At 72.2% G+C, this 21,526-nt stretch carries 16 protein-coding genes; 11 read left to right on the top strand and 5 right to left on the bottom strand.

Annotation, left to right across the window (positions count from 1 at the left end):
• Positions 1-37 precede the first annotated feature (37 nt).
• From ACZ60J_RS28585 to ACZ60J_RS28575, 3 genes are read left to right on the top strand one after another with little or no spacing between them, the layout of a single operon-like run.
• Positions 38-1,612: a peptidoglycan-binding protein gene (locus ACZ60J_RS28585; protein WP_469686211.1), complete on the top strand. Its 1,575-nt coding sequence runs from the start codon at positions 38-40 to the stop codon at positions 1,610-1,612.
• A complete protein-coding gene (locus tag ACZ60J_RS28580) occupies positions 1,609-2,379 on the top strand; it encodes an ABC transporter ATP-binding protein (protein ID WP_469686209.1) in 771 nt (256 codons plus the stop codon). Before ACZ60J_RS28585 ends, ACZ60J_RS28580 begins: the two co-directional genes overlap by 4 nt.
• Positions 2,380-2,384: 5 nt before the next feature.
• The gene (locus tag ACZ60J_RS28575) at positions 2,385-3,632 is read left to right on the top strand and encodes an ABC transporter permease (RefSeq protein WP_469686757.1); all 1,248 of its coding nucleotides are present in this window, start codon (positions 2,385-2,387) and stop codon (positions 3,630-3,632) included.
• A 48-nt stretch (positions 3,633-3,680) separates the two neighbouring features.
• Here the strand turns inward: ACZ60J_RS28575 and ACZ60J_RS28570 are convergent, their stop codons facing one another.
• Entirely contained in the window at positions 3,681-4,595 is a 915-nt protein-coding gene (locus ACZ60J_RS28570; protein WP_469686207.1) for an NAD(P)-dependent oxidoreductase, read from the bottom strand.
• Positions 4,596-4,718: 123 nt separating this feature from the next.
• Here ACZ60J_RS28570 and ACZ60J_RS28565 point away from each other — a divergent pair, with 123 nt between their 5' ends.
• Positions 4,719-5,348, top strand: a complete 630-nt coding sequence (locus ACZ60J_RS28565; RefSeq protein ID WP_469686205.1) for a TetR/AcrR family transcriptional regulator — start codon at positions 4,719-4,721, stop codon at positions 5,346-5,348.
• A gap of 2 nt (positions 5,349-5,350) precedes the next feature.
• Here the strand turns inward: ACZ60J_RS28565 and ACZ60J_RS28560 are convergent, their stop codons facing one another.
• Both ACZ60J_RS28560 and ACZ60J_RS28555 read right to left on the bottom strand, forming a co-directional pair.
• Positions 5,351-6,394: an AI-2E family transporter gene (locus tag ACZ60J_RS28560; protein WP_469686203.1), complete on the bottom strand. Its 1,044-nt coding sequence runs from the start codon at positions 6,392-6,394 to the stop codon at positions 5,351-5,353.
• A gap of 38 nt (positions 6,395-6,432) precedes the next feature.
• On the bottom strand, positions 6,433-8,643 hold the full coding sequence (locus ACZ60J_RS28555; RefSeq protein ID WP_469686202.1) for a SpoIIE family protein phosphatase: 2,211 nt from the start codon (positions 8,641-8,643) through the stop codon (positions 6,433-6,435).
• 148 nt (positions 8,644-8,791) lie between these two features.
• Here ACZ60J_RS28555 and aspS point away from each other — a divergent pair, with 148 nt between their 5' ends.
• Positions 8,792-10,597 carry an aspartate--tRNA ligase gene (aspS, locus tag ACZ60J_RS28550; protein WP_469686200.1) on the top strand — a complete coding sequence of 602 codons (1,806 nt, stop codon included), beginning with the start codon at positions 8,792-8,794 and terminating at the stop codon, positions 10,595-10,597.
• Positions 10,598-10,707: 110 nt separating this feature from the next.
• On the opposite strand, the gene ACZ60J_RS28545 is transcribed toward aspS, so the two are convergent.
• Complete coding sequence (locus tag ACZ60J_RS28545; protein WP_469686198.1) at positions 10,708-11,697, bottom strand: LuxR C-terminal-related transcriptional regulator; 990 nt, start codon at positions 11,695-11,697, stop codon at positions 10,708-10,710.
• 294 nt (positions 11,698-11,991) lie between these two features.
• On the opposite strand from ACZ60J_RS28545, the gene ACZ60J_RS28540 reads away from it, so the two are divergent.
• The 5 genes from ACZ60J_RS28540 (at position 11,992) to ACZ60J_RS28520 (ending at position 17,370) form a co-directional block, all read left to right on the top strand.
• A complete protein-coding gene (locus ACZ60J_RS28540; protein WP_469686196.1) occupies positions 11,992-12,210 on the top strand; it encodes a hypothetical protein in 219 nt (72 codons plus the stop codon).
• Positions 12,211-12,267: 57 nt separating this feature from the next.
• Positions 12,268-12,486 (top strand): hypothetical protein, encoded by a 219-nt coding sequence (locus ACZ60J_RS28535; RefSeq protein ID WP_469686195.1) that lies wholly within the window; start codon positions 12,268-12,270, stop codon positions 12,484-12,486.
• 329 nt (positions 12,487-12,815) lie between these two features.
• Positions 12,816-14,168 carry a C40 family peptidase gene (locus ACZ60J_RS28530; RefSeq protein ID WP_469686193.1) on the top strand — a complete coding sequence of 451 codons (1,353 nt, stop codon included), beginning with the start codon at positions 12,816-12,818 and terminating at the stop codon, positions 14,166-14,168.
• 179 nt (positions 14,169-14,347) lie between these two features.
• On the top strand, positions 14,348-15,505 hold the full coding sequence (locus tag ACZ60J_RS28525; protein ID WP_469686191.1) for a transglycosylase family protein: 1,158 nt from the start codon (positions 14,348-14,350) through the stop codon (positions 15,503-15,505).
• Between the two features lie 206 nt (positions 15,506-15,711).
• Positions 15,712-17,370, top strand: a complete 1,659-nt coding sequence (locus ACZ60J_RS28520; protein ID WP_469686190.1) for an FG-GAP-like repeat-containing protein — start codon at positions 15,712-15,714, stop codon at positions 17,368-17,370.
• A gap of 49 nt (positions 17,371-17,419) precedes the next feature.
• Here the strand turns inward: ACZ60J_RS28520 and ACZ60J_RS28515 are convergent, their stop codons facing one another.
• Positions 17,420-18,967 carry a VWA domain-containing protein gene (locus ACZ60J_RS28515; RefSeq protein ID WP_469686189.1) on the bottom strand — a complete coding sequence of 516 codons (1,548 nt, stop codon included), beginning with the start codon at positions 18,965-18,967 and terminating at the stop codon, positions 17,420-17,422.
• Between the two features lie 292 nt (positions 18,968-19,259).
• On the opposite strand from ACZ60J_RS28515, the gene ACZ60J_RS28510 reads away from it, so the two are divergent.
• Complete coding sequence (locus ACZ60J_RS28510; protein ID WP_469686187.1) at positions 19,260-21,362, top strand: PhoX family protein; 2,103 nt, start codon at positions 19,260-19,262, stop codon at positions 21,360-21,362.
• Positions 21,363-21,526: the final 164 nt, after the last annotated feature.

The following is a 21,526-nucleotide window of genomic DNA, read 5'->3' as shown; positions in this document are numbered from 1 at the left end:
TTGATCCGCGCGGACCCGTGAAGCGAGAAGGACACGGATGGCGCAGGACATGGGCACGACGGTCGACGTGGCCCAGCCGGGCCCACCGGAGTCCGACATACCCGGAACGGCACTGGAAGTGGCAACCGGGACAACGCTCGAAGCCGTACCCGAAGCGGCACCGGAACCCGCACCCGAACCCGAGCCGAACGGCGGTGCCTCCGGCCGCCGGCGGCGCCGGTGGGTGGCGGTCGTGGCCGTGGGGGCCGTGGTCGCCACGCTCGGGGGGCTGGGTGCGGCGCTGCTGGTGAAGTCGCCGGCGCAGGTCGCCGCGGACGCCGCCGCGCCCCGGCCCGACGTGCTGACGGCGACGGTCGAGCACCGGGTGCTCACCTCGTCCGTCATCACCCGCGGCCGGGTCGTCGCGGGTCAGACGGTCGAGGTGGTTCCCCAGGTGGGCGCGGGGACGGGCGCCGCGCGTCCGGTGATCACCAAGATTCCGGTGCGGCCCGGGGACACGGTGAAGCCGGGACAGGTCCTGATGGAGGTCTCCGGGCGGCCGGTGTTCGTCCTGGAGGGCAGCCTGCCCGTCTACCGCGACCTGAGCCCGGGGGCCACGGGCGACGACGTGGCCCAGGTACAGAAGGCGCTGAAGGCGCTCGGCCACTCCTCGGCGCCCGACGCCGCGGGCCGCTTCGGGGCCGGTACGAAGGCCGCGCTCCACTCCTTCTACAAGGCGGCGGGCTACGACCCGGTCCCGGCGACCGGCGCCGAGGGCGACCCGGTCGCGGAGGCCCGGAGCCAGGTCACCGCCGCCGAACGCGCCCTGGAGGACGCCCGGGTGGCGCAGGCGCAGGGCCCCAAGCCCGGCGGGGAGGCGGGGGCGGCTGCCGGCGCCGCCGCCGGTGATGCCCGTAGGGCCGTACGCAGGGCGCAGGAGGACCTGGCCGAGGCGAAGAAGAAGCTCGCGGCCGCGGAAGCGGCCTCCGGGCCGAAACTGCCCGCGGCCGAGGTGGTGTTCCTGCAGAGCTTCCCCGCCCGGGTGGACTCGGTGGCGGCGAAGGTCGGCGCCGAGGCGACCGGTACCGCGATGACGCTGTCCGCGGGCAAGCTGGTGGTGCAGGCCTACCTCCCCGAGTACCAGAAGGACCTCGTACAGCCCGGACGGGCCGCCGAGATCTACTCCGAGGTGACCGGCCTGTCCGCGAAGGGCCAGGTCACGCTCGTCTCCGACAAGCGTTCCGAAGCCGGCTCCCCGTCCTCGTCCGGGCAGGCGAAGCCCGGCGCCGACGCGCCCGCACCGCCCGGCCAGGGCCCGGCCGGATGGCTCGTGGAGATCACCCCGGGTGAGCCGCTGAAGGCGGAACTGACCGGCCAGGACGTACGGGTCACCGTCACCGCGGCGTCGACGGACGGCAAGGCGCTCGTCGTGCCGATCACCGCCATCAGCTCCGGAGCCGACGGCCTGACCACCGTGACCGTGCTCGGCGCGGGCGGGGAGCGGCGCCGGGTGGAGATACGGGCGGGCACGGCGGGGGACGGCTTCGTGGCCGTCACACCGGTGGCGGACGGTGCGCTGGCGGGGGGCGACCGGGTGATCACCGGAGTCGCGCGCGCGAAGGCTTCGCCGTGACCGGCATCGTGGAGACGGCGCCCGGGACGACCTCCGGGACGGCGTCCGAGCCGGTCATAGAGTTCCGCGGGATCGGGCTGACCTACCCCGGGCCGCCCCCCGTGGCCGCCCTCAGGGCCTGCGACCTGACCGTCGGGCGGGGCGAGTTCGTCGCCGTCGTCGGTCCGTCCGGTTCGGGGAAGTCCACGTTCCTCAACATCGTCGGCCTGCTCGACGCACCCACCGGCGGAACGTACCTCCTCGACGGCATCGACACCGGCACGCTCCGCGACGCCGACCGCACCGCCCTGCGCGGGCTGCGCATCGGCTTCGTGTTCCAGTCCTTCCACCTGCTGCCCCAGCGCAGTGCGCTGGAGAACGTCACCCTCGCCCTGGTCTACGACGGCACCCCGCGCCGGGAGCGGCGCGCCCGGGCCCGCCGGGCGCTGGAGCAGGTCGGCCTCGGCCATCGCGTCGACGCGCTGCCCACGCGGCTGTCCGGAGGGGAACGCCAGCGGGTGGCCATCGCCCGGGCGCTGGTGACCCGGCCCTCCCTGCTGCTGTGCGACGAACCGACCGGCAACCTCGACACGGCGAACGCCGATTCCGTACTGGCCCTGCTGGAGCGGCTGCACGCCGACGGCATGACGGTCCTGGTGATCACCCACGATCCGCTCGTCGCCGCCCGGGCCAGGCGCACGGTGACGATCCGGGACGGGGTGCTGAGCGTCGCGGACCCGGCCGCGCCCGAGGCGGCTTCCGCGGCGGCTTCCGAGGTGGCCGGGTGAGGGTGGTGTGGCGCGCGCGGCACAAGAACGGGATCCGGATCCGGCGCTCCGTGTTCGGCTGGCGCGACGTGCTCTCCGAGTCCCTCGCCGGCATGCTCCAGCGGCCCGGCCGCTCGGCGCTGACCGCCCTCGGAACGGTGCTCGGCGTGGGCACGTTCGTGGCGATCCTCGGGCTGACCGCCACCACCTCGTCGCAGATCGACACCCGGTTCAACGCACTGAGCGCGACCGAGGTGACCGTCGAGGACGTCGCGCAGGAACAGAACGAGTTCGCCGGACCTGGCTTCCCGAAGGACGCCGACGCCCGGATCGAGCGGCTGGGCGGCGTCGAGCACGCCGGGGTGTACTGGCCCGTGAGGCTGTCCTCGGAGGAAGCGGTCAGCGCCTCCGCCGTGGTCGGTGACCGCCGTTCCCAGGGCACCTCCGACGTCGTGGCCGCCTCGCCCGGGGTGCTCGCCGCGGCGGGCGCCCGCCTGGCCGAAGGCAGGCTCTACGACGCCTACGCCTCGGACCGGGAGGCGTCGGTGGCCGTCATCGGCACGGGAGTCGCCGACCGGCTCGGCATCACCACGCTGGAGACCCACCCGGCGGTCTTCATCGGCGGCCGGCCCTTCACCGTCGTCGGCATCATCGCCGACACGGAACGCAAGGCCGACCTGCTCATGTCGGTCGTCGTACCCCGCACCACGGCGGAACGCATCTGGGGCGCACCCGAAGGCAGCGGGGCGAAGATGCTGGTCACGACCAGGCTCGGGGCGGCCGCGCAGATCGGGCACGAGGCCCCGACGGCACTGCGGCCCGACCACCCCGAGTACTTCAAGGTCGTTCCGCCGCCCGAGCCCAAGATGCTCCGGGGCCAGGTCGGCGACGACCTGAACCGGCTGTTCCTGCTGCTGGCGGCCATCTGCCTGGTGATCGGCGCCGTCGGCATCGCCAACACCACCCTGGTCGCCGTCCTGGAGCGCACCGGAGAGATCGGCCTGCGCCGGGCCCTGGGCGCCCGCGGCCGCCACATCACCGTGCAGTTCCTCGCGGAGTGCGGGGCGCTCGGCGCGCTGGGCGGCCTCGTCGGGACCTCCCTGGGCGTCCTGACCGTGGTGGCGGTCGCCGTGTTCCGCGACTGGACCCCGGTGGTGCACCCGGTGACCGCGGCGGCGGCGCCGGGCATCGGACTGGCGACGGGCCTCGTCGCCGGCCTCTACCCGGCCTGGCGCGCGTCCCGCATCCAGCCGGCGGAGGCCCTCCGCCGCTGACGGCCCCGCCCTGGCGCCCCCTCGCGGACCGGGAGGTTCCCGCCGCGTTCAGGCTGCCGGCGCCACCGCCCGCAGCAGGCCGACCAGCCGCGAGCTGCTGTCGGCGCCGAAGCCGGCGGCGACCCCGCGCCGGTACAGATCGGCGTGTGCGGTCAGGATCCCGGTGTCCACGCCGGAGTCGGCGGCGGTGTGCAGGACGTGCTCCAGGCTCGCCGCGCACATCGCGAGGCGTTCGTACGTGCCCTCGTGCGCGCCCGCGTCGATCAGCGGCGCGGAGCTCTCGTAGAAGCCGCGCATGGTGTCGCCCGTGTAGCCCGCGTACGGCACGATGTCCGCGGCCGTCAGGCCGTTGGCCTGCGCCACGGCGAGGGCCTGGTACCAGCCGGTGTACGCGGTCCAGAACATGATCATGTTGAGCTGGTAGTAGAGCTGCGCGTACCCGGCGTCGGCGCCCCGGTAGTCGGTGTCGGCGAGCAGGTCGAGCGCCGCGCGGTGGGCGGCGTAGACGTGCTCGGGGCCGCTGATGAAGACGGACGAGCCCTTCTGGCCGATGCCGGTCGGCGGGACGTTGACCCCGCCCGTGAGGTACGAGGCTCCGCGCTCCTGTGCCCAGCGGGCTGCCGCCCGGGCCTTGTCGGGTACGTCGGAGGACAGGTTGGCCAGGACCCGGCCGCCCAGGTCGGCATCGGCGAGGGCCGTGTACATGGCGTCCACGTCGATGAGGCTGAGCACGGTCAGCTCGCTCGCGGCGACCGCGTCGGCGGCGTCGGCGGCCCGCCGGGCACCGCGCGCCACGAGCTCGGTGTCCTTGCCGGGGCTGCGGTTCCAGACGGTGACCTCGTACCCGGCGTCCAGGTAGGCGGCGGCCATGGCCCGGCCCATGGGGCCGAGCCCGATGACGGTGACCCGCTGCGCGGAGGGGGTCGTGTCCTGGTGCGTGCTGCGGTGCGTGACCTGGTTCATGGCAGAGCTCTCCTCGGGTCGATGCCTACGGTTCTAGAACGAACGCTCTATCCAGCGCTCGGGATGAACGTAACACGGACTAGAACGAGCGCTCTATCCAGTTCTCGGGATAGGGTGACCGTCATGGCAGCAGCAACAGAGGCGAAGACGGCGAAGACGGCGGCGGACGGCCTCGGGACGCGGGAGCGCCTGGTCCGCACCGCCTCGCGCCTCCTCCAGCACGGCGGGTACGAGAACACGCCGGTCAAGCAGCTCGTCCGCGAGGCGGAGGCGACCCTCGGCTCGCTGTACCACTTCTTCCCCGGAGGCAAGCAGGAGCTCGCGGTCGCCGCGATCAGCTTCGGCGACGAGGAGTTCGCCGAGGTCCTGCGCTCCGGTCTGTCCGCCCACACGGACCCGGCGCGCGCCCTGGAGGCCGTCGCGGAACTGCTCGCCGAGATGCTCGAAGCGTCCGACTGGCGCGACGGCTGCCCCGTGACGCCCACGGCGCTGGAATCGGTCGGCCGCCTGCCGGAGCTCCAGGCGGCCTGCGCCCGGGCCTTCGCGAACTGGCAGCAGCTCGTCGCCGCGAAGCTCCTGGCCTGCGGCCACCCGGAGGCGGAGGCCCGCGACCTGGCGGTCACCGTGATCAACACCCTGGAGGGCGCCGAGATGACCTCCCAGGTCACCCGCAGCCGTACCCCGCTCCTCCTGGCGGGCCGTCACCTGTCCCGCCTGGTCTCCTCCTACGCGAGCTCGTACGCGGCCTCGTAGGCTCAGGCCTCCGTCGCGTACCGGGAGCGCAGTTCCGAGACCACGCCGAAGAAGGCTGCGGTCAGGGGGACGGCGAGCAGCATGCCGAGGATGCCGGCGACGCTCGCGCCGGCCGTGATCGAGAGCATCACCACCGCCGGGTGCATCTGCACGGTGCGGCTCTGCACCATGGGCTGCAGGACGTAGCCCTCGATCATCTGGACCGCGAGCACCACACCCAGCGCCCACAGGCCGATCACCCAGCCGCGGTCGGCGAGGGCGACGAGGACGGCCACGGCGCCGGAGAGGAAGGCGCCGAGGTAGGGGATGTAGGCGGTCACGAAGACCAGCGCGGCCAGTCCCACGGCGCCCGGGACCCGCAGGATCAGCAGGCCCGCGCCGATGAGCACGGCGTCGACCAGGGCCACGAAGGTGGTCCCGCGCATGAAGCCCTCGACGGCCTCGTACGCGCGCCGCCCCATCGCCTCCATCAGGTCGCCCGAGCGGGTCGGCACCATCGAGCGCAGGGTGCCCACGGCCCGGTCGGAGTCGCGGAGGAAGAAGAAGATCAGCACCATCGCCAGCAGGGCCGTCGCGAGCATCGTCGCGACCACGCTGAGCCCGGTGACCACGCCCGAGGCGGCCGTTCCGCCGAACTTGGCGAGCAGGTCCTTGGAGTTCTCGGCCACGTCCTCCAGGGAGGTGCCGAGCGCCCCGAAATGCTCTGCGAGGTCCTGGCCGGCCTTGCGCAGGGAGTCGACGATCTGGTCGCCGGTCTCGATGAGCGCGAGAACCACGATGTAGCCGGCCCCGCCGACCACGGCGGCCACGGTGAGGCAGGTCAGGGCGGCGGCGAGCGAGCGGTTGACCTTCATGGCGACCAGCCGCCGGTGCATCGGGCCGAGCAGGGCCGTGCCGAGCACGGCGAGCAGCACGGGCGTGACCACCGTGCGGAAGACGGCGCACAGCCACACGACGAGGGCGAGGACGGCGGTGGCGAGGAGCACGACGACGCACCAGGCGGCGAGTCGGCGTACGGGCTCGGGCAGAAGGGGAGGTGTCGGCACGTTTCATACAAACACGGGCAGGGCCCGCCGCCCGGCGCTCAGTCCAGCGGGTCGGGCTCCGGTTTGGAACGCTCGTTCAGTTCGAACCACGTGGACTTGCCCTCGCCGCGCGGGTCGACGCCCCAGTCGTCCGCGAGCATCTCCAGCAGCAGGACGCCCCGCCCGCTCGACGCCATCTCTCCCGGGTGCCGCTTGTGGGGCAGCTCGTCGGAGCCGTCCGCCACCTCCACCCGCAGCCGGCGCGAGCCGAGCTCGCCCACCGCCTCGGCCATCAGCAGCGCGTCCCCGTCCGTGTGGACCAGTACGTTCGTCACCATCTCGGAGACCATCAGCACCGCCGCGTCGACCTGCTCCGGGTCCGCCCAGTCGTGCAGCAGCTCGCGGACCTGGTGGCGGACCCCCGCGACCCGCTCCGGCTCCGCCTGGGCGACGGTCGTCATCGTGCGCCGGGCCGGCCGCTCCGGGTGCAGCAGCGGGGTCGCGCAGCCGCAGCCGTGGCCCTCGCGGCAGAGCAGGACGACGGCGATGTCGTCCTCGCGCCGGTCGGCCAGCGGACCGGTGGTGTGGTGGGAGGACGGGCCGTGCACCGCCTGGACCAGCAGGTCGGCCAGCCGTTCCAGGTGGCGCGGCTCCGGTGCGGCGGCGCTCTGGTCGTCGTACGGGGCGTCGTACGGGGTCGGCGACTCCAGGATGGCCCGCAGCCGGGCCCAGCCCGTGTCGAGGTCGTGTCCGCCCGTCTCGATCAGCCCGTCGGTGCAGAGCATCATCGTCTCGCCGGGTTCCAGGGTGAACCGCGTCGTCGGGTAGTCGGTGTCCGGCACGATGCCGAGCGGCAGCCCGCCCGCCGTGGGCCGCATCAGGACCGTGCCGTCGGCCATCCGCACCGCCGGGTCGGGGTGCCCGGCGCGGGCCACCTCCATCAGGCCGGTCTGCGGATCGCACTCCACGTACAGGCAGGTCGCGAAGCGCGGGCTGAGGACGTCGCCGTCCTCGTCGTCCCCGCCGGATCCCCGGCCCGTGTCCTGCTCCGAGCACAGGCCCGCCAGGAACCGGGAGGCGCGCGAGAGCACCGCGTCGGGCCGGTGGCCCTCGGAGGCGTACGCGCGCACCGCGATCCGGAGCTGGCCCATGAGCCCGGCCGCCCGGACGTCGTGGCCCTGGACATCGCCGATGACCAGCGCGAACCGTCCCGACGGCAGCGGGATCATGTCGTACCAGTCGCCGCCGACCTGGAGCCCGCCGCCGGTCGGCACGTAGCGTGCGGCGAGGGTCATCCCGGGGATCTCGGGCCCGAGCTGCGGCATCATCGACCGCTGCAGGCCCGTGGTGAGCTCCCGCTCGGATTCGGCCACGCCGGCCCGCTGGAGCGCCTGCGCGAGCATCCGGGCCACCGTCGTCAGCACGGAGCGCTCGTCGGGGGAGAAGGACACCGGGTGCTTGAACGCGGCCATCCAGGCGCCCATGGTGCGCCCCGCCACGATCAGCGGCAGGAAGGCCCAGGAGATGCGGCCGAAGCGCTGGGCGAGCGGCCAGGTGGCCGGAAAGCGCCGCTTGTAGTCCTCGGGGCTCGGGAGGTAGATCGCCCGCCCGGTGCGGACGACCTCCGCGGCCGGGTAGTCGGTCTGCACCGGCATGTCCGCGAAGGGGCCGTCGTCCCCGGGATCGTGCCCGTGGTGCCCGATGATCGACAGCCGGTCGCCGGACACCCCGAAGACGGCCAGCCCGTCGGGGATGAACCCGGGCATGGACAGGGAGGCCGCCACCCGCAGCACCTCGGCGGTGGAGCGGGCCTCGGCGAGCGCCCGCCCGGCGTCCAGCAGGAACGCCTCGCGCGAGCGGCGCCAGTCGCCGGTGATGGGGGTGTGCACGGCCGTGGTGCCGGGCTGGGCCTCGGCTATCTCCTGGATGGTGCCGATCAGCTCGTAGTCGATGCGGCCGTCCGCGGTGCGGTTCTCCAGCGGCTTCGAGCGGCTCCGCACGGTGCGCAGCACGCGCCCGTCCTCGTCCATGATCCGCAGCCGGGCCTCGGCGAGGGTGCCCTCGGCGACCGCGAGGTTCACGATGCCGTTGATCTCGTTCCAGTCCACCGGGTGGAAGAGCGAGCGCACGGCGACCTCGGTCAGCGTGACGGGTTCCGCGGGCAGCCCGAGGAGCCGGGCGGCCTCGCCGTCGAACCAGACCGTCCCGGAGGCGTTGTCCCATCGCCACAAACCGGTCGCGACGGCGGCCAGGACGTCTTCTGTGCGCACCCGGTCATCTTTACAGGTCATGCCCCCGACGTGCCTGTTCACCACCCCGGGCGCGACCCCGGCGGGCGGCCCCGCACGGGCTCGCGCCCCGGACGGTAACCTTGGGACGGTTGAATCCACCCTGGTATCACGTAGAACTGGATGACTGATGCATCGGTACAGGTCCCACACGTGCGGCGAGCTTCGTGCCTCCGACGTCGCCTCCGACGTCCGGCTGAGCGGCTGGCTGCACAATCGTCGAGACCTGGGCGGCATCCTCTTCATCGATCTGCGTGACCACTACGGCATCACGCAGCTCGTCGCCCGTCCCGGCACGGCCGCGAACGAGGCGCTCAGCAGCGTCACCAAGGAGACCGTCGTCCGTATCGACGGCAAGGTCGTCTCCCGCGGCGCGGACAACGTCAACCCCGAGCTCGCCACCGGCGACATCGAGGTCGAGGTCGCCTCGGTCGAGGTGCTCGGCGCCGCCGCCCCGCTGCCCTTCACGATCAACACCGACGACGGGGTGAACGAGGAGCGCCGTCTGGAGTACCGCTTCCTCGACCTGCGCCGCGAGCGCATGCACCGCAACATCATGCTGCGCTCGGCCGTCATCGCCTCCATCCGCTCCAAGATGGTGGCCCTCGGCTTCAACGAGATGGCGACCCCGATCCTCACCGCGACCTCCCCCGAGGGCGCCCGTGACTTCGTCGTGCCGTCCCGCCTGAACCCGGGCAAGTTCTACGCGCTCCCGCAGGCGCCGCAGCAGTTCAAGCAGCTGCTGATGATCTCCGGCTTCGACCGGTACTTCCAGATCGCGCCCTGCTTCCGCGACGAGGACGCCCGCGCCGACCGTTCGCCGGGCGAGTTCTACCAGCTCGACGTCGAGATGTCCTTCGTCGAGCAGGAGGACGTCTTCCAGCCGATCGAGCGGCTGATGACGGAGATCTTCACCGAGTTCGGCAAGGGCCGCCCGGTCACCTCGCCGTTCCCGCGGATCCCCTTCCGCGAGTCGATGATGAAGTACGGCAACGACAAGCCCGACCTGCGGTCCAAGCTGGAGCTCGTCGACATCACCGACGTGTTCGAGGGCTCGGAGTTCAAGGCGTTCGCCGGCAAGCACGTGCGCGCCCTGGCCGTCCCGGACACCGCCGCCCAGCCGCGCAAGTTCTTCGACGGCCTCGGCGAGTACGCGATCTCGCTGGGCGCCAAGGGCCTGGCCTGGGTCCGCGTGGGCGAGGACGGCGGCCTGACCGGCCCGATCGCCAAGTTCCTCACCGAGGAGAACGTCAAGGTCCTCACCGAGCGCCTGGGCCTGGCCGCCGGTCACGCCGTGTTCTTCGGCGCGGGCGAGTTCGACGAGGTCTCCAAGATCATGGCGGGCGTCCGCGTCGAGGCCTCCAAGCGCGCCGGGCAGTTCGAGGAGGACGTCTTCCGCTTCTGCTGGATCGTCGACTTCCCGATGTTCGAGGCGGACGAGGAGACCGGCAAGATCGACTTCTCCCACAACCCGTTCTCCATGCCGCAGGGCGGCATGAAGGACCTGGAGGAGAAGGACCCGCTCGACATCCTGGCCTGGCAGTACGACATCGTCTGCAACGGCATCGAGCTGTCCTCCGGCGCCATCCGCAACCACGAGCCCGAGGTCATGCTGAAGGCCTTCGAGATCGCCGGTTACGAGGCCGAGACCGTCGAGCGCGAGTTCGCGGGCATGCTGCGCGCCTTCCGCCTCGGCGCCCCGCCGCACGGTGGCATCGCCCCGGGCGTGGACCGCATCGTGATGCTGCTCGCCGACGAGCCGAACATCCGCGAGACCATCGCCTTCCCGCTCAACGGCAACGCGCAGGACCTGATGATGGGCGCGCCCACCATCCTGGAGGAGTCCCGCCTGCGCGAGCTGAACATCGCCCTGCGCAAGCCGGTGGAGACGAAGACCACCGAGCCGGTCGACAAGGCCGTCAAGCCGCACCAGTAAGCCGCTGAACGCGAAGGGCCCGGGATCCGTACGGATCCCGGGCCCTTCGCGCGTAACAGGCCTGCCGGGCCTTCCCGGTCTGCCGGACCTGCCGGGCCTTCCCGGCCGGGTCAGAGCCAGCCGCGCCGGCCCGCCTCCAGCCCGGCCTCGAAACGGCTGCTCGCCCCCAGCCGTTCCATCAGCCCGGACATCTGCCGGCGGACGGTACGCAGGGAGAGCCCCAGCCGCTTTCCGGCCGCCTCGTCGGTCAGTCCGCCGGCGAGCAGCTTGAGCAGTTCCCGCTCGGTCGCGTTGAGTTCCTCGCCGTCGGCGCGGCTGCGGGTGTCCGCTCCCAGCGGCACGGCGGCCTGCCAGGCCCGCTCGAACAAGGAGACCAGCGAGCTCACCATGCCCGGCGAGGTGGTGCACAGAGCGCCCGCACGGCTGTTCTCGGGGTCCACGGGGACCAGGGCGGTGGTCCGGTCGACGACGAGCAGCCGGGGCGGCACGATCGGGCTGGTGCGCACCTCGCCGCCCAGATCCGTCATCCAGCGCGCGTAGGCGTGCGTGGCGGGATCGTTGCGCGCGCTGTCCTGGTAGAGCGTCCTCATCACCACGCCCCGGGCCAGCAGGACCTCGTCCAGCGGGCGTGACGCGTCGAGGGCCCCCTGCGACTGCGCGCCGCCGGGCATGATGGACAGGCATTCCTCGCGGAGGTCGCGGGTCAGCTCGCGCAGCCGGTCCTGGATGGCGTCCAGTCCGACGAGCCGCTCGAAGGCGTCCACCTCCGGCTCCGGCCGGGCCGCTGCGAGCCCGGCCACCATCCGGGCCACGGCCTCCTTGCTGCGCGCCAGTTCCTCCTGCCGGCGCAGCACCTCTGCTTCCTGTCGGCGCAGGATCATCTCCAGGCCGACGTCCGGGCTGACCGCACGCAGCGCTCCCGGTACGTCCCGGGAGGGCTGGAGCAGTTCCAGGTCGATCAGCTGGTCCAGGCCGGCGCGTACTTCCGCCTCCGGGAGCTCCGTCAGGAGGCACAACTCGGCTATTCCTGCGGTCGGTTGCTCCAGCAGTCCTCGGTAGACCGCTTCCACGGAACTGCCGAGACCCAGTGTTTCCAGCATGTTGTTCTTTTCCCCCCGTGCGAGCCACCCCGGGACACGATCCTTCGAAGTCGCGCGGTGGCATTCATCCCCGCATCGATTCTGCTGGGCAGGGCATGCGATCGGCAAGATCAAAACGGTGGGGTGGCACCAAGGTGCACGCACCTTGGTGCCACCCGAAAGCCCTTCCGGGGCTGTTCGGGGGCGGACAGGATGGTGTTCACCGGAAGGGAGCGGGGCCGCGGAAAAGGCCCCGGACCTCCTCCCGGGACATGCGTCAGAGTCCAGTCCACCCGAACTTTCAGGGAGTCCTCGATGTCCAGCTCCGCCCGCCTCGTCGCCGCCGTCCTCGCCCCCGCCGCCCTCACGGTCCTCTTCGCCGTCACGGGGTCCGGCTTCGGCGGCGGGATGGGCTGGGACGCCCCGGCGCCCACCACGGTCGCCGCCCCGGCCGCCGGTACCAACGGGATGGGCTGGGACTCCCACACGGCAGCCGCCCCGGCCGCCGGCACGAACGGGATGGGCTGGGACTAGCGGATGCACATGATCGTCATCCCTTTAAGCGGCGACGGTTCCGAGAGATCGGAGCACATGGCCCTGGTGGAGGACCTCCTGTGGGCGCACGCCGATCCGGACCTGGACCTCGAACACATCCGGGTACGCCGAGCCCGCACCGGCTTGGAGATCGTCGCCCTGATGGGCGGTACATCCGAAGCCCGCGCCCTGCACGGCGCACGGTCCCTCCTGGACCGGGCCCACGAGGCCCTGGCGGCCCGGGGCTACACGGTGGCCACGCCCTCGCCCGCCTGACGGCGACCGTCCGACTCGACTGATCTTCCTCTTCCGTGCCCGACCGGCCTCTGACGCACCCGACCGGCACCTGACGCACCTGATGCACCTGATGCACCCGAACGTTCCCTGTCCCACCTGAACGTTCCCCGCTCCACCTGAACGTTCCCCCGCCCGGCCCGTCACGAGGGCGCCCGTCTCGGCGCCCGCGGCCTCCGCGGTGTCCTTCCCGCTGTCGCATCCACGTGCCGCCCGGCCTTCTCCGGCCGTCGTGACCCGGCCGCACGCCTCCAAGTCTTCGCAGTAACCCACGTCGCTCGTCCACGTATTCACACACAGGAGTTTCTGTCATGGGCATGTCCAAGAACACCGTTCGCAACGCCACCCGCACCGCCCTGGTGGCCACCGCTCTCGGCGCCGTGGCGCTCGGCGGCTCGCTCCCCTCCCAGGCCGCCGAGGCCCCGACGGGCAAGGCCTCCACGATGGCCGCGGCCGCCACCTCGACACTGGGCGGGCAGATCAGCCAGACGGAGATGCTCCAGCGGGCCCAGACCTGGGTCGACGCAGGGGTCCCGTACAACCAGGGGGCCACCTACAAGGACCCGCAGGGCAAGTCCTACCGCACCGACTGCTCCGGCCTGGTCTCCATGGCCTGGCACCTCAACGCCGGTATCGGCGCCACCACCTGGACGCTGCCCAACTACTCCACCAAGATCTCCAGCCTGGACGCACTGGAGCCCGGCGACGCCCTCAACAACATCGACGCCCACGTCGTGCTGTTCGACAAGTGGACCGACTCCTCGAAGACCGAGATGTGGGTCTACGAGCACGCCCGGCCGGGCACCAACGCCCGCCACATCAAGTACACCAAGAGCTACATCGCCGGTCAGGGCATGAAGGGCTACCGCTACAACAAGGTGATCGACGCCCCCGTCACGGTTCCCGACAAGGGCATGACCGATGTGACCTCGGTCGGGGACATCACGGGTGACGGCATCGGCGACGTGATCGCCGTGGACTCCACGACCGGCGAGCTCTTCCGCTACTCCGGCCCCAACTTCACCGGCGGCAGCGCCCGCGTCAAGATCGGCACCAACTGGGACTCCATGGGCGACATCGTGGGAGTGGGCGACCAGACCGGCGACGGGGTGGGCGACATCATCGCCACCGACGCCGCCAACGGCGACCTCTACCGCTACAGCGGCCCGAACTACGCCGGCGGCACCCGGGTCAAGATCGGGACGAACTGGGACTCCATGCACGGCATCGCCTCGGTCGGCGACCTCACGGGTGACGGCAAGGGCGACATCATCGCCGTCGAGTCGGCCACCGGCGACCTGTACCGCTACTCCGGCCCGAACTTCGCGGGCGGCTCCGCCGTCAAGATCGGCACCGGCTGGAACGTCTACGACACCCTCGTCGGCACCGGCGACCTCACGGGTGACGGCAAGGGCGACATCGTGGCGGTCGAGACCGCGACCGGCGACCTGTACCGCTACTCCGGCCCCTCGTTCAACGGCGGCAGCCGGGTCAAGATCGGCACCAACTGGAACTCGATGACCAACCTGACCGGCCCCGGTGACCTGAACAAGGACGGCGTGCCGGACCTCCTCGCGGTCAACTCGTCCACCGGGTTCCTCTTCCGCTACTCCGGCCCCAACTTCACCGGCGGCTCCGCGGTCCAGATCGGCACCAAGTGGTAGTCCGCCCGGTCTGATCCCCCCCCCGGGATTCCCCTCCGGGAGATCCCCCCCCCGCACGGCGGGGCCGCCCCGGCCACCTCGGCCCCCGGCCCCGCCGTGCCGCCGGCCGGCGGCCGTACGCCGACCCGCCGCCGCCCGCCCGCCTTCGCCGCCCTCCCGCGAGAACCCCGAGGTTTGTCATGCGTCCGCTCTTCGCCCGCAAGAAGTCCGTCCTGATGGCCCTGGTGGCCGCCCCCGTCGCCGCCCTCACCCTCCCCCTGCTGGCCGCCGCCCCGGCCTCGGCCGCCTCCGTCGCCACCTGGGACAAGGTCGCCCAGTGCGAGAGCACCGGGAACTGGGCCATCAACACCGGCAACGGCTACTACGGCGGACTCCAGTTCTCGAAGTCCACCTGGGAGTCCTTCGGCGGCACCAAGTACGCCGCGTACGCCCACCAGGCGACCAAGGAACAGCAGATCCGCATAGCCGAGAAGGTCCTCGCCACCCAGGGCGAGGGAGCCTGGCCGCACTGCGGTCCGGCCGCCAACCTCGGCGCCGACCACGCCAACCCCTACCCGGACGAGCCCGAGGCCCCGCAGGGCCAGATGACCAACCTGACCGGCGTCGGCGACCTGACCGGCGACGGCAAGGGCGACATGGTCGCCGTCGAGGTGGCCAGCGGAGACCTCTACCGGTACTCGGGCCCGAACTTCAGCGGTGCCTCCGGCGCCCGGGTCAAGCTGGGCTTCGGCTGGAACAGCATGAGCCAGATCGTCGGCGTCGGCGACGTGACCGGCGACGGCAAGGGCGACCTCCTCGCGGTGGAGAAGACCACCGGCGACCTGTACCGCTACGCGGGCCCCACCTTCAGCGGCTCCTCCCGGGTCAAGGTCGGCACCAACTGGGACACGATGAAGAACATCGCCTCGGTCGGCGACATCACCGGTGACGGCACGGGCGACATCGTCGCGGTCGAGAAGAGCACCGGCGACCTGTACCGCTACTCGGGCCCCTCCTACACGGGCGGCTCCGCGGTCAAGATCGGCACCGGCTGGAACATCTACTCCTCGATCACCGGAATCGGCGACGTGACGGGTGACGGCAAGGCGGACATCGTGGCGGTCAACGCCACGACCGGCGACCTGAACCGGTACTCCGGCCCCTCGTACGCCGGCTCGACCATGGTCAAGGTCGGCACCAACTGGGACTCGATGCGCTCGCTGGCCGGTGTCGGCGACGTGACCGGCGACGGCAAGGGCGACCTGGTGGCCGTCGAGAAGGCCTCCGGCGACCTCCTCCGGTACACCGGTCCGAGCTTCGCGGGCGGCTCCGCGGTCAAGATCGGCACCAACTGGTAGCAGCGCGGCGGCGCGTGGGACACCCGCGCACACGGCGGGCCGGTGCGGGCCGAGTCCCGCCGGCCCGCCGCGTACGCCGTACCGGCCCCACCGCACGGGCCTAGCCCCTCGGGCCGAGCCCGCCACCCAGCCGAGCCCGCCACCCAGCCGCCCCGCCCCGCCGCCCGCCGGCCCGCGCCTCCCCGACCTCTTCCTGGAGCCCCCGCATGTCCCGTCGCCCCACCGCCCTCTGGGCCGCCGCCGGTTCGGCGGTCCTCGCTCTCGCCGCCCTCACGGTCGGCGCCGTCCCGGCCCAGGCCGACACGGTCAGCGCCACCACCGCCCCGCCCCTGCGCTTCGTCAGCTACAACATCTGCGGCAACATCTGCTCCGGAGCCTCGTACGACCAGCAGAAGCGGATCGACAGCATCGTCGCCCAGGCGGCCGTCACCACCTGGAACGCGGACCAGATCTTCCTCCAGGAAGTGTGCCGCCCGCAGTACGACGAGGTCCTCAGGCGCCTGGCGCCCCAGGGGTTCCGCGGCTCGTACAGCGCGACACTGACCGGCAACCCGTCGGTCTGCGGCGGCCAGGACTACGGCAACGCGGTACTCGTCAGGGGGCCGGTCGCCGAGTCCGTGGAACTGGACCTGACGGTCGGCGGAGAGACCGAGCCGATCAAGGTGCCGTGCGTGAAGAACTACGTACAGAACCGGCTCAACTGGGCCTGCTCGGTGCACCTCTACTGGGACAACGGAACGCTCGCCGCACCGGAGGCCGAGCGGCTGGCGGCCCAGGCCAAGACCTGGCAGGACCAGGGCATACCGGTGGTGCTGGGCGGCGACTTCAACCACTCGCCCCGCACCTCCTCGCTCACCCCGTTCTACGACACGGGCATCAACGACAACGCCCGCGGCACCTTCATCGAGGCGGACGAGACCGACGGCGACTTCTTCGACCCGGCTGCCTGCACGGTGGGCCAGGAGGAACGCTGCCGCTCCGGCGAGCCGACCCGGGAAGGCAAGAAGCTCGACTACGTCTTCTTCAGCTCGAAGCACTTCAAGTCCCCGAAGGGCGACGCGCTTCCGCTCGACCCCGCCGTCTCGGACCACCAGATGGTCCGGGGTGCGGCCACCTGGGCCGACTGCGGTCCCTTCACCCCGGCCGCGGGTGCGCTCTTCAGCCGGGACGAGTCCGGCGCGCTCTTCCGCTACTCCGGCCGCGGCGGCAGCAGCCTTGCCGCCCCCTGCAAGACGGGCAGCGGATGGCAGGGCATGGCACGGGTGGTCCGCCTGAACGGCACGTCGACCCTCGCGGCCGTCGACTCCGCGGGTGCGCTGTGGCACTACCCGGCCGATGCGACCGGTGCGTACTCGGGAGCGACGCGGGTCTCCGCGGGGACCGGCTGGGGAGCCTGGGACAAGCTGGTCTCGCCCGGCGACTTCTCCGGCGACGGCAGGGCCGACCTGATCACCCGTGGCACGGACGGGGGCCTGTGGCTCCACAAGGGCACGGCGACCGCCGCCTACGCGGCGCCGGTGAAGATCGGTTCGAACTGGAGCATCTACGCCGACCTGTTCTCGCCCGGCGACTTCACCGGTGACGGCAAGGCCGACCTGATCGGGCGCGAGCCCGCCGGTGACCTGTACCTGTACAAGGGCGACGGCGCGGGCGGGTACGCGCCCCGGCTGAAGATCGGATCGAGCTCGGCCGGATACGACGCGGTGCTCTCGCCGGGCGACGTCACCGCTGACGGCAAGGCCGACCTGCTGGCCCGGGACACCGCCGGTGGACTCTTCCTGCTGAAGGGCAACAGCGCCGGCGACGGCTTCGGGGCCCCGGCCAAGGTGGGCAGCGGGTACCCGGCCGGCGGCATGCTCTTCTGATCACGCCGCTGCCCCCGACCGGAAACCCGGTCGGGGGCAGCGGGTTTTCTCAGAATCCCTGGACCAGGCCCTTGAGCAGGGCGGCCGAGGTGAGCTCGACGGGGGCCGGGCCGGCGTGGAAGAAGCCGGCGTTGTCGGCATCCAGCTTGCGCAGGAAGTCGAAGGCCTTCGCGTCGTGGTCGCCGAAGGCGACGAACTGCCAGTGGATGCCGGGGGCCACGGCGGCGGCGTCGGCGATCGCCTGGCGGGCGGGGCGGACGTTGTCGGGCGCGCCGTCCGTCTGGAAGACGACCAGGGCCGGGCCCTCGCCGCCGTCCTTCTGGTAGCGCTCCACGACGGCCTCGACGGCGGCGTGGTAGCTGGTGCGGCCCATCCGGCCGAGCTCCGCGTGGCGGGCCTCGACCCACCCCTCGTCGTACGCGTCGAGGGACAGGTCCGCCGCGCCGTCCAGCTCGGTGGAGAAGAACACCGTACGGACGGTGGCCTCCTCGTCGAGGTGTGCGGCGAGGGCGAGGGCGTGGTCGGCGAGGTGCTGGGCGCTGCCGTCCTTGTAGAACGGGCGCATCGAGCCCGACCGGTCGAGCACGAGGAACACGGTGGCGCGGGCGCCGGCCTTCCCCTTGGTGCGCAGCGCCTGTCCGGCGGCCTTGTACGCGGCTGCGAGCGGGGGCGCTTGGCGCTTGACCGCGGCGAGGGCGTGCGCGGGGCCGCCTGCGGCGGCATCGGCGGCGACCGGCTCGGGCTCGGCTTCGGCAGCGACGGGCTCGGCCTCGGCTGCCACGGCCTCGGCTGCCACGGGCTCGGGCTCGGTGACGACCTCGGCCTCGGGCGCGGCGGGCTCCGCCTCGGGCTGCGGCTCGGCCTCGGCGGCCACGGGCTCCGCCTCGGGCTCGGTGACCGCTTCCGGGGCGGCTACGTCGGCCTGCGGCTCGGGCTCGGCCTCGACCTCGGCGGCGACGGGCTCTGCCTCGATCACGGCGGCCTCAGGCTCCGCCTCGACCTCGGCGGCGACGGGCTCTGCCTCGATCACGGCGGCCTCAGGCTCCGCCTCGACCACGGCGGCCTCAGGCTCCGCCTCGACCACGGCGGCCTCGGGCTCCGCCTCGACCACGGCCTCAGGCTCCGCCTCGGCGGCGGTGGCCGGCTCGGGCTCTGCCTCGGGGGTGGCTGCGGGGGCTTCCGTCACCTCGGCCGCGAGCGGCTCCGGGGCGGTGTCGGGCTCCGGCGCAGCTTCGGCCACGGCCACGGGCTCGGCGACCGGTTCCGCTTCGGCGGCGGCCGGGGCCGTCGGGGTGGACGGCGTCGCCGGGGTGGCCGACGAGCCCCCGGGGGAGGAGCGGCGGGCCTCCGGGACCGTGGGGTCCGGGGTGGCGGCCGGAGCCGGGGCGGTGAGCACCGTGCCCGGTTCGAGGTCCCGGGGGGTGGACTGCGGGGGAACGGTGGGGTTGTCGAAGGAGGCGGCGACCAGCTCGGCCGCAGCGTCCAGGGGGGTGCGTTCGGTCTGGCTCGGGAGGGCCGCCGAAGTGGTGCCGGTCGTCTCCGGAACCGATTCCGAGGGCCGTCCGAACACCTTGCGCAACAAGCTCCGAATACCCATGGGCCAGGCCTTTCGCATGAGTGCGTGCGTCATTTGTCCGTGAGGCGCGGTAGATCCCTGCCCAGAGTGGACACGTAAGGTTATCGGCCCCTTGGCTGGAACTTCGGGAGGGGCGCCTTTCGTGGCGCCCAGGGCCCAAACACACCCGATCCGCCCCCGAACTGCCGCCCCGACGTGCCGGATTCACCGGGCGTTCATCCATCGGCCGCCGCTTCGGCGCAACCCGCCCATAGCGTCGCCGACGGATTGTTCCGACACGTTGTCGGGGACCGTGCATCAACGGAGGACACTCGTGCGCAAGCTCCTGCCGCTCATCGGCTCTTCTCACGGGGGCGGCCGTTCCGCTCTCACCTGCCGCTACCGCTGCGGCGACGCCTGCTTCCACGAGGTGCCGAACACCAGCGACAACGAGTACGCCGGCGACGTCATAGCCCGCGCCTACTCGCGCCGCGCGATGCTCCGCTCCGCCGCGGTCGTCACCGTCGCCTCGGCCGCCGGTACCGCCCTCACGCTGAGCGGCAACGGCTCCTCCGCCTCCGCCGACCCCGCCTTCGACGCGCAGCGCGCCGGCGGCGCCGGGAGCAACGGCGAGGGTGCCCGCGGCCTGCGCTTCAAGCCGGTCGCGCCGAACACCGCCGACCAGGTCACGATCCCCGAGGGCCACGAGCAGAACGTGGTCATCCGCTGGGGCGACCCGATCGTCAAGGGCGCGCCGGGCTTCAACCCCGACAAGCAGACCGCCGCCGCACAGGCCGGTCAGTTCGGCTACAACAACGACTTCCTGAGCCTGCTCCCGCTCGGCGGCGACTACGAGCGCCAGCAGCTGCTCGTGGCCAACCACGAGTACACGGACGAGAACCTCATGTTCAAGGCGTACGACCCGGCCAACCCGACCCGCGAGCAGGTCGAGATCGCCTGGGCCGCGCACGGCCTGTCCGTGGTCGCGGTCCAGGAGGACCACCGCAGCGGCAAGCTGACGGCCATCAGCCGCCACCGCCTCAACCGCCGTCTGACCGCCACCAGCGAGTTCCGGCTGACCGGTCCGGCCGCCGGCACCGACCTGGTGAAGACCTCGGTCGACGCCACCGGCACCAAGGCGCTCGGCACCCTCAACAACTGCGCCGGCGGCACCACCCCGTGGGGCACCACCCTCCACGGCGAGGAGAACTTCAACCAGTACTTCGCCAACGCCGGCCTGGTCACCGACCCCACCCAGGCGGCCCGTCTGAAGCGCTACGGCGTGACCGCCGGCGCCACCGAGCGCAAGTGGGAGCGGTTCGACAAGCGCTTCGACGTCGCGCAGGAGCCCAACGAGTCGCACCGCTTCGGCTGGGTGGTCGAGCTGGACCCGTACGACGTGAACTCCGTCCCGCGCAAGCGCACCGCGCTCGGCCGCTTCAAGCACGAGGCCGCGCAGCCCCGCCTGACCGAGGACGGCCGTCCCGTCGTCTACATGGGCGACGACGAGCGCTTCGACTACTTCTACAAGTTCGTCTCCTCGAAGCAGATGAAGAAGGGCGACTCGCGCGCGGCGAAGGAGCACAACCTCACGCTGCTCGACGAGGGCACCCTCTACGTCGCCAAGCTCACCGGCGACACCCCGGCCGCCGAGATCGACGGCACCGGCAAGCGCCCCACCGACGGCGAGTTCGACGGCTCCGGGGTCTGGATCAAGCTCCTCACCTCCTCCCCGTCCGGGAACGTCTCGCACGTCGAGGGCATGACCGCCGAAGAGGTGTCCGTCTTCACGCGCCTCGCCGGTGACAAGGTCGGCGCGACCAAGATGGACCGTCCCGAGGACGTGGAGCCCTCCCCGCGCACCGGCCGCGTCTACATCGCGCTGACGAACAACACGGACCGCGGCAAGCCCGGCAAGGAAGGCGCCACCGAGGCCAACCCGCGCAACCTGAACAAGCACGGCCAGATCCTGGAGCTCGCCGAGAACTTCGACGACCCGGCCGGCGACGGGTTCGCCTGGCGCCTCTTCCTGGTCGCGGGCGACCCGAACGACCCGGCGACCTACTTCGCGGGCTTCCCGAAGGACAAGGTCAGCCCGATCTCCTGCCCGGACAACGTGGCGTTCGACCCGCACGGCAACCTGTGGATCTCCACGGACGGCAACCAGCTCGGCTCGCACGACGGCCTGTTCGGCGTCGCGACCGCCGGTGACCGCCGCGGTGAGCTGAAGCAGTTCCTGACCGTTCCGCGCGGTGCCGAGACCTGCGGCCCGATCATCCAGGACAAGCGCGTCCTGGTCGCCGTGCAGCACCCGGGCGAGATCGACGGCGCGTCCGTCGAGAAGCCGCAGTCGGTGTGGCCCGACGGTCCCGGCAAGATCGTCCGCCCGTCGGTCGTCTCGGTCTGGCGCAAGGACGGCAAGAACATCGGAGTCTGATCCGAGGTGAGTTGACCCGGGCGGGGGGGGGGGGGGGGTTTTCCCTGAAAAACCCCCCCCCCCCCCCCCCCCCCCCCCTTCCCCCCAACCCCCAGAAGAGAAGAAGAACGGGGGCCCCACCCCCCCCCGGGGGGGGGGGGAAAAGCAAAACCGCGCGGGGAGGA

The organism is Streptomyces sp. NPDC104226 (assembly GCF_055584085.1).
Note: the sequence above shows the minus strand (reverse complement) of the source record. Positions and strands in the feature narration are given on the sequence as shown.

Coding starts and splice junctions, on each gene's coding strand:
- ACZ60J_RS28515 (WP_469686189.1), bottom strand. CDS start 18,967: ATGGGTATTCGGAGCTTGTTGCGCAAGGTGTTCGGACGGCCCTCGGAA.
- aspS (WP_469686200.1), top strand. CDS start 8,792: ATGCATCGGTACAGGTCCCACACGTGCGGCGAGCTTCGTGCCTCCGAC.
- ACZ60J_RS28540 (WP_469686196.1), top strand. CDS start 11,992: ATGTCCAGCTCCGCCCGCCTCGTCGCCGCCGTCCTCGCCCCCGCCGCC.
- ACZ60J_RS28565 (WP_469686205.1), top strand. CDS start 4,719: ATGGCAGCAGCAACAGAGGCGAAGACGGCGAAGACGGCGGCGGACGGC.
- ACZ60J_RS28545 (WP_469686198.1), bottom strand. CDS start 11,697: ATGCTGGAAACACTGGGTCTCGGCAGTTCCGTGGAAGCGGTCTACCGA.
- ACZ60J_RS28585 (WP_469686211.1), top strand. CDS start 38: ATGGCGCAGGACATGGGCACGACGGTCGACGTGGCCCAGCCGGGCCCA.
- ACZ60J_RS28520 (WP_469686190.1), top strand. CDS start 15,712: ATGTCCCGTCGCCCCACCGCCCTCTGGGCCGCCGCCGGTTCGGCGGTC.
- ACZ60J_RS28525 (WP_469686191.1), top strand. CDS start 14,348: ATGCGTCCGCTCTTCGCCCGCAAGAAGTCCGTCCTGATGGCCCTGGTG.
- ACZ60J_RS28535 (WP_469686195.1), top strand. CDS start 12,268: ATGGCCCTGGTGGAGGACCTCCTGTGGGCGCACGCCGATCCGGACCTG.
- ACZ60J_RS28530 (WP_469686193.1), top strand. CDS start 12,816: ATGGGCATGTCCAAGAACACCGTTCGCAACGCCACCCGCACCGCCCTG.
- ACZ60J_RS28570 (WP_469686207.1), bottom strand. CDS start 4,595: ATGAACCAGGTCACGCACCGCAGCACGCACCAGGACACGACCCCCTCC.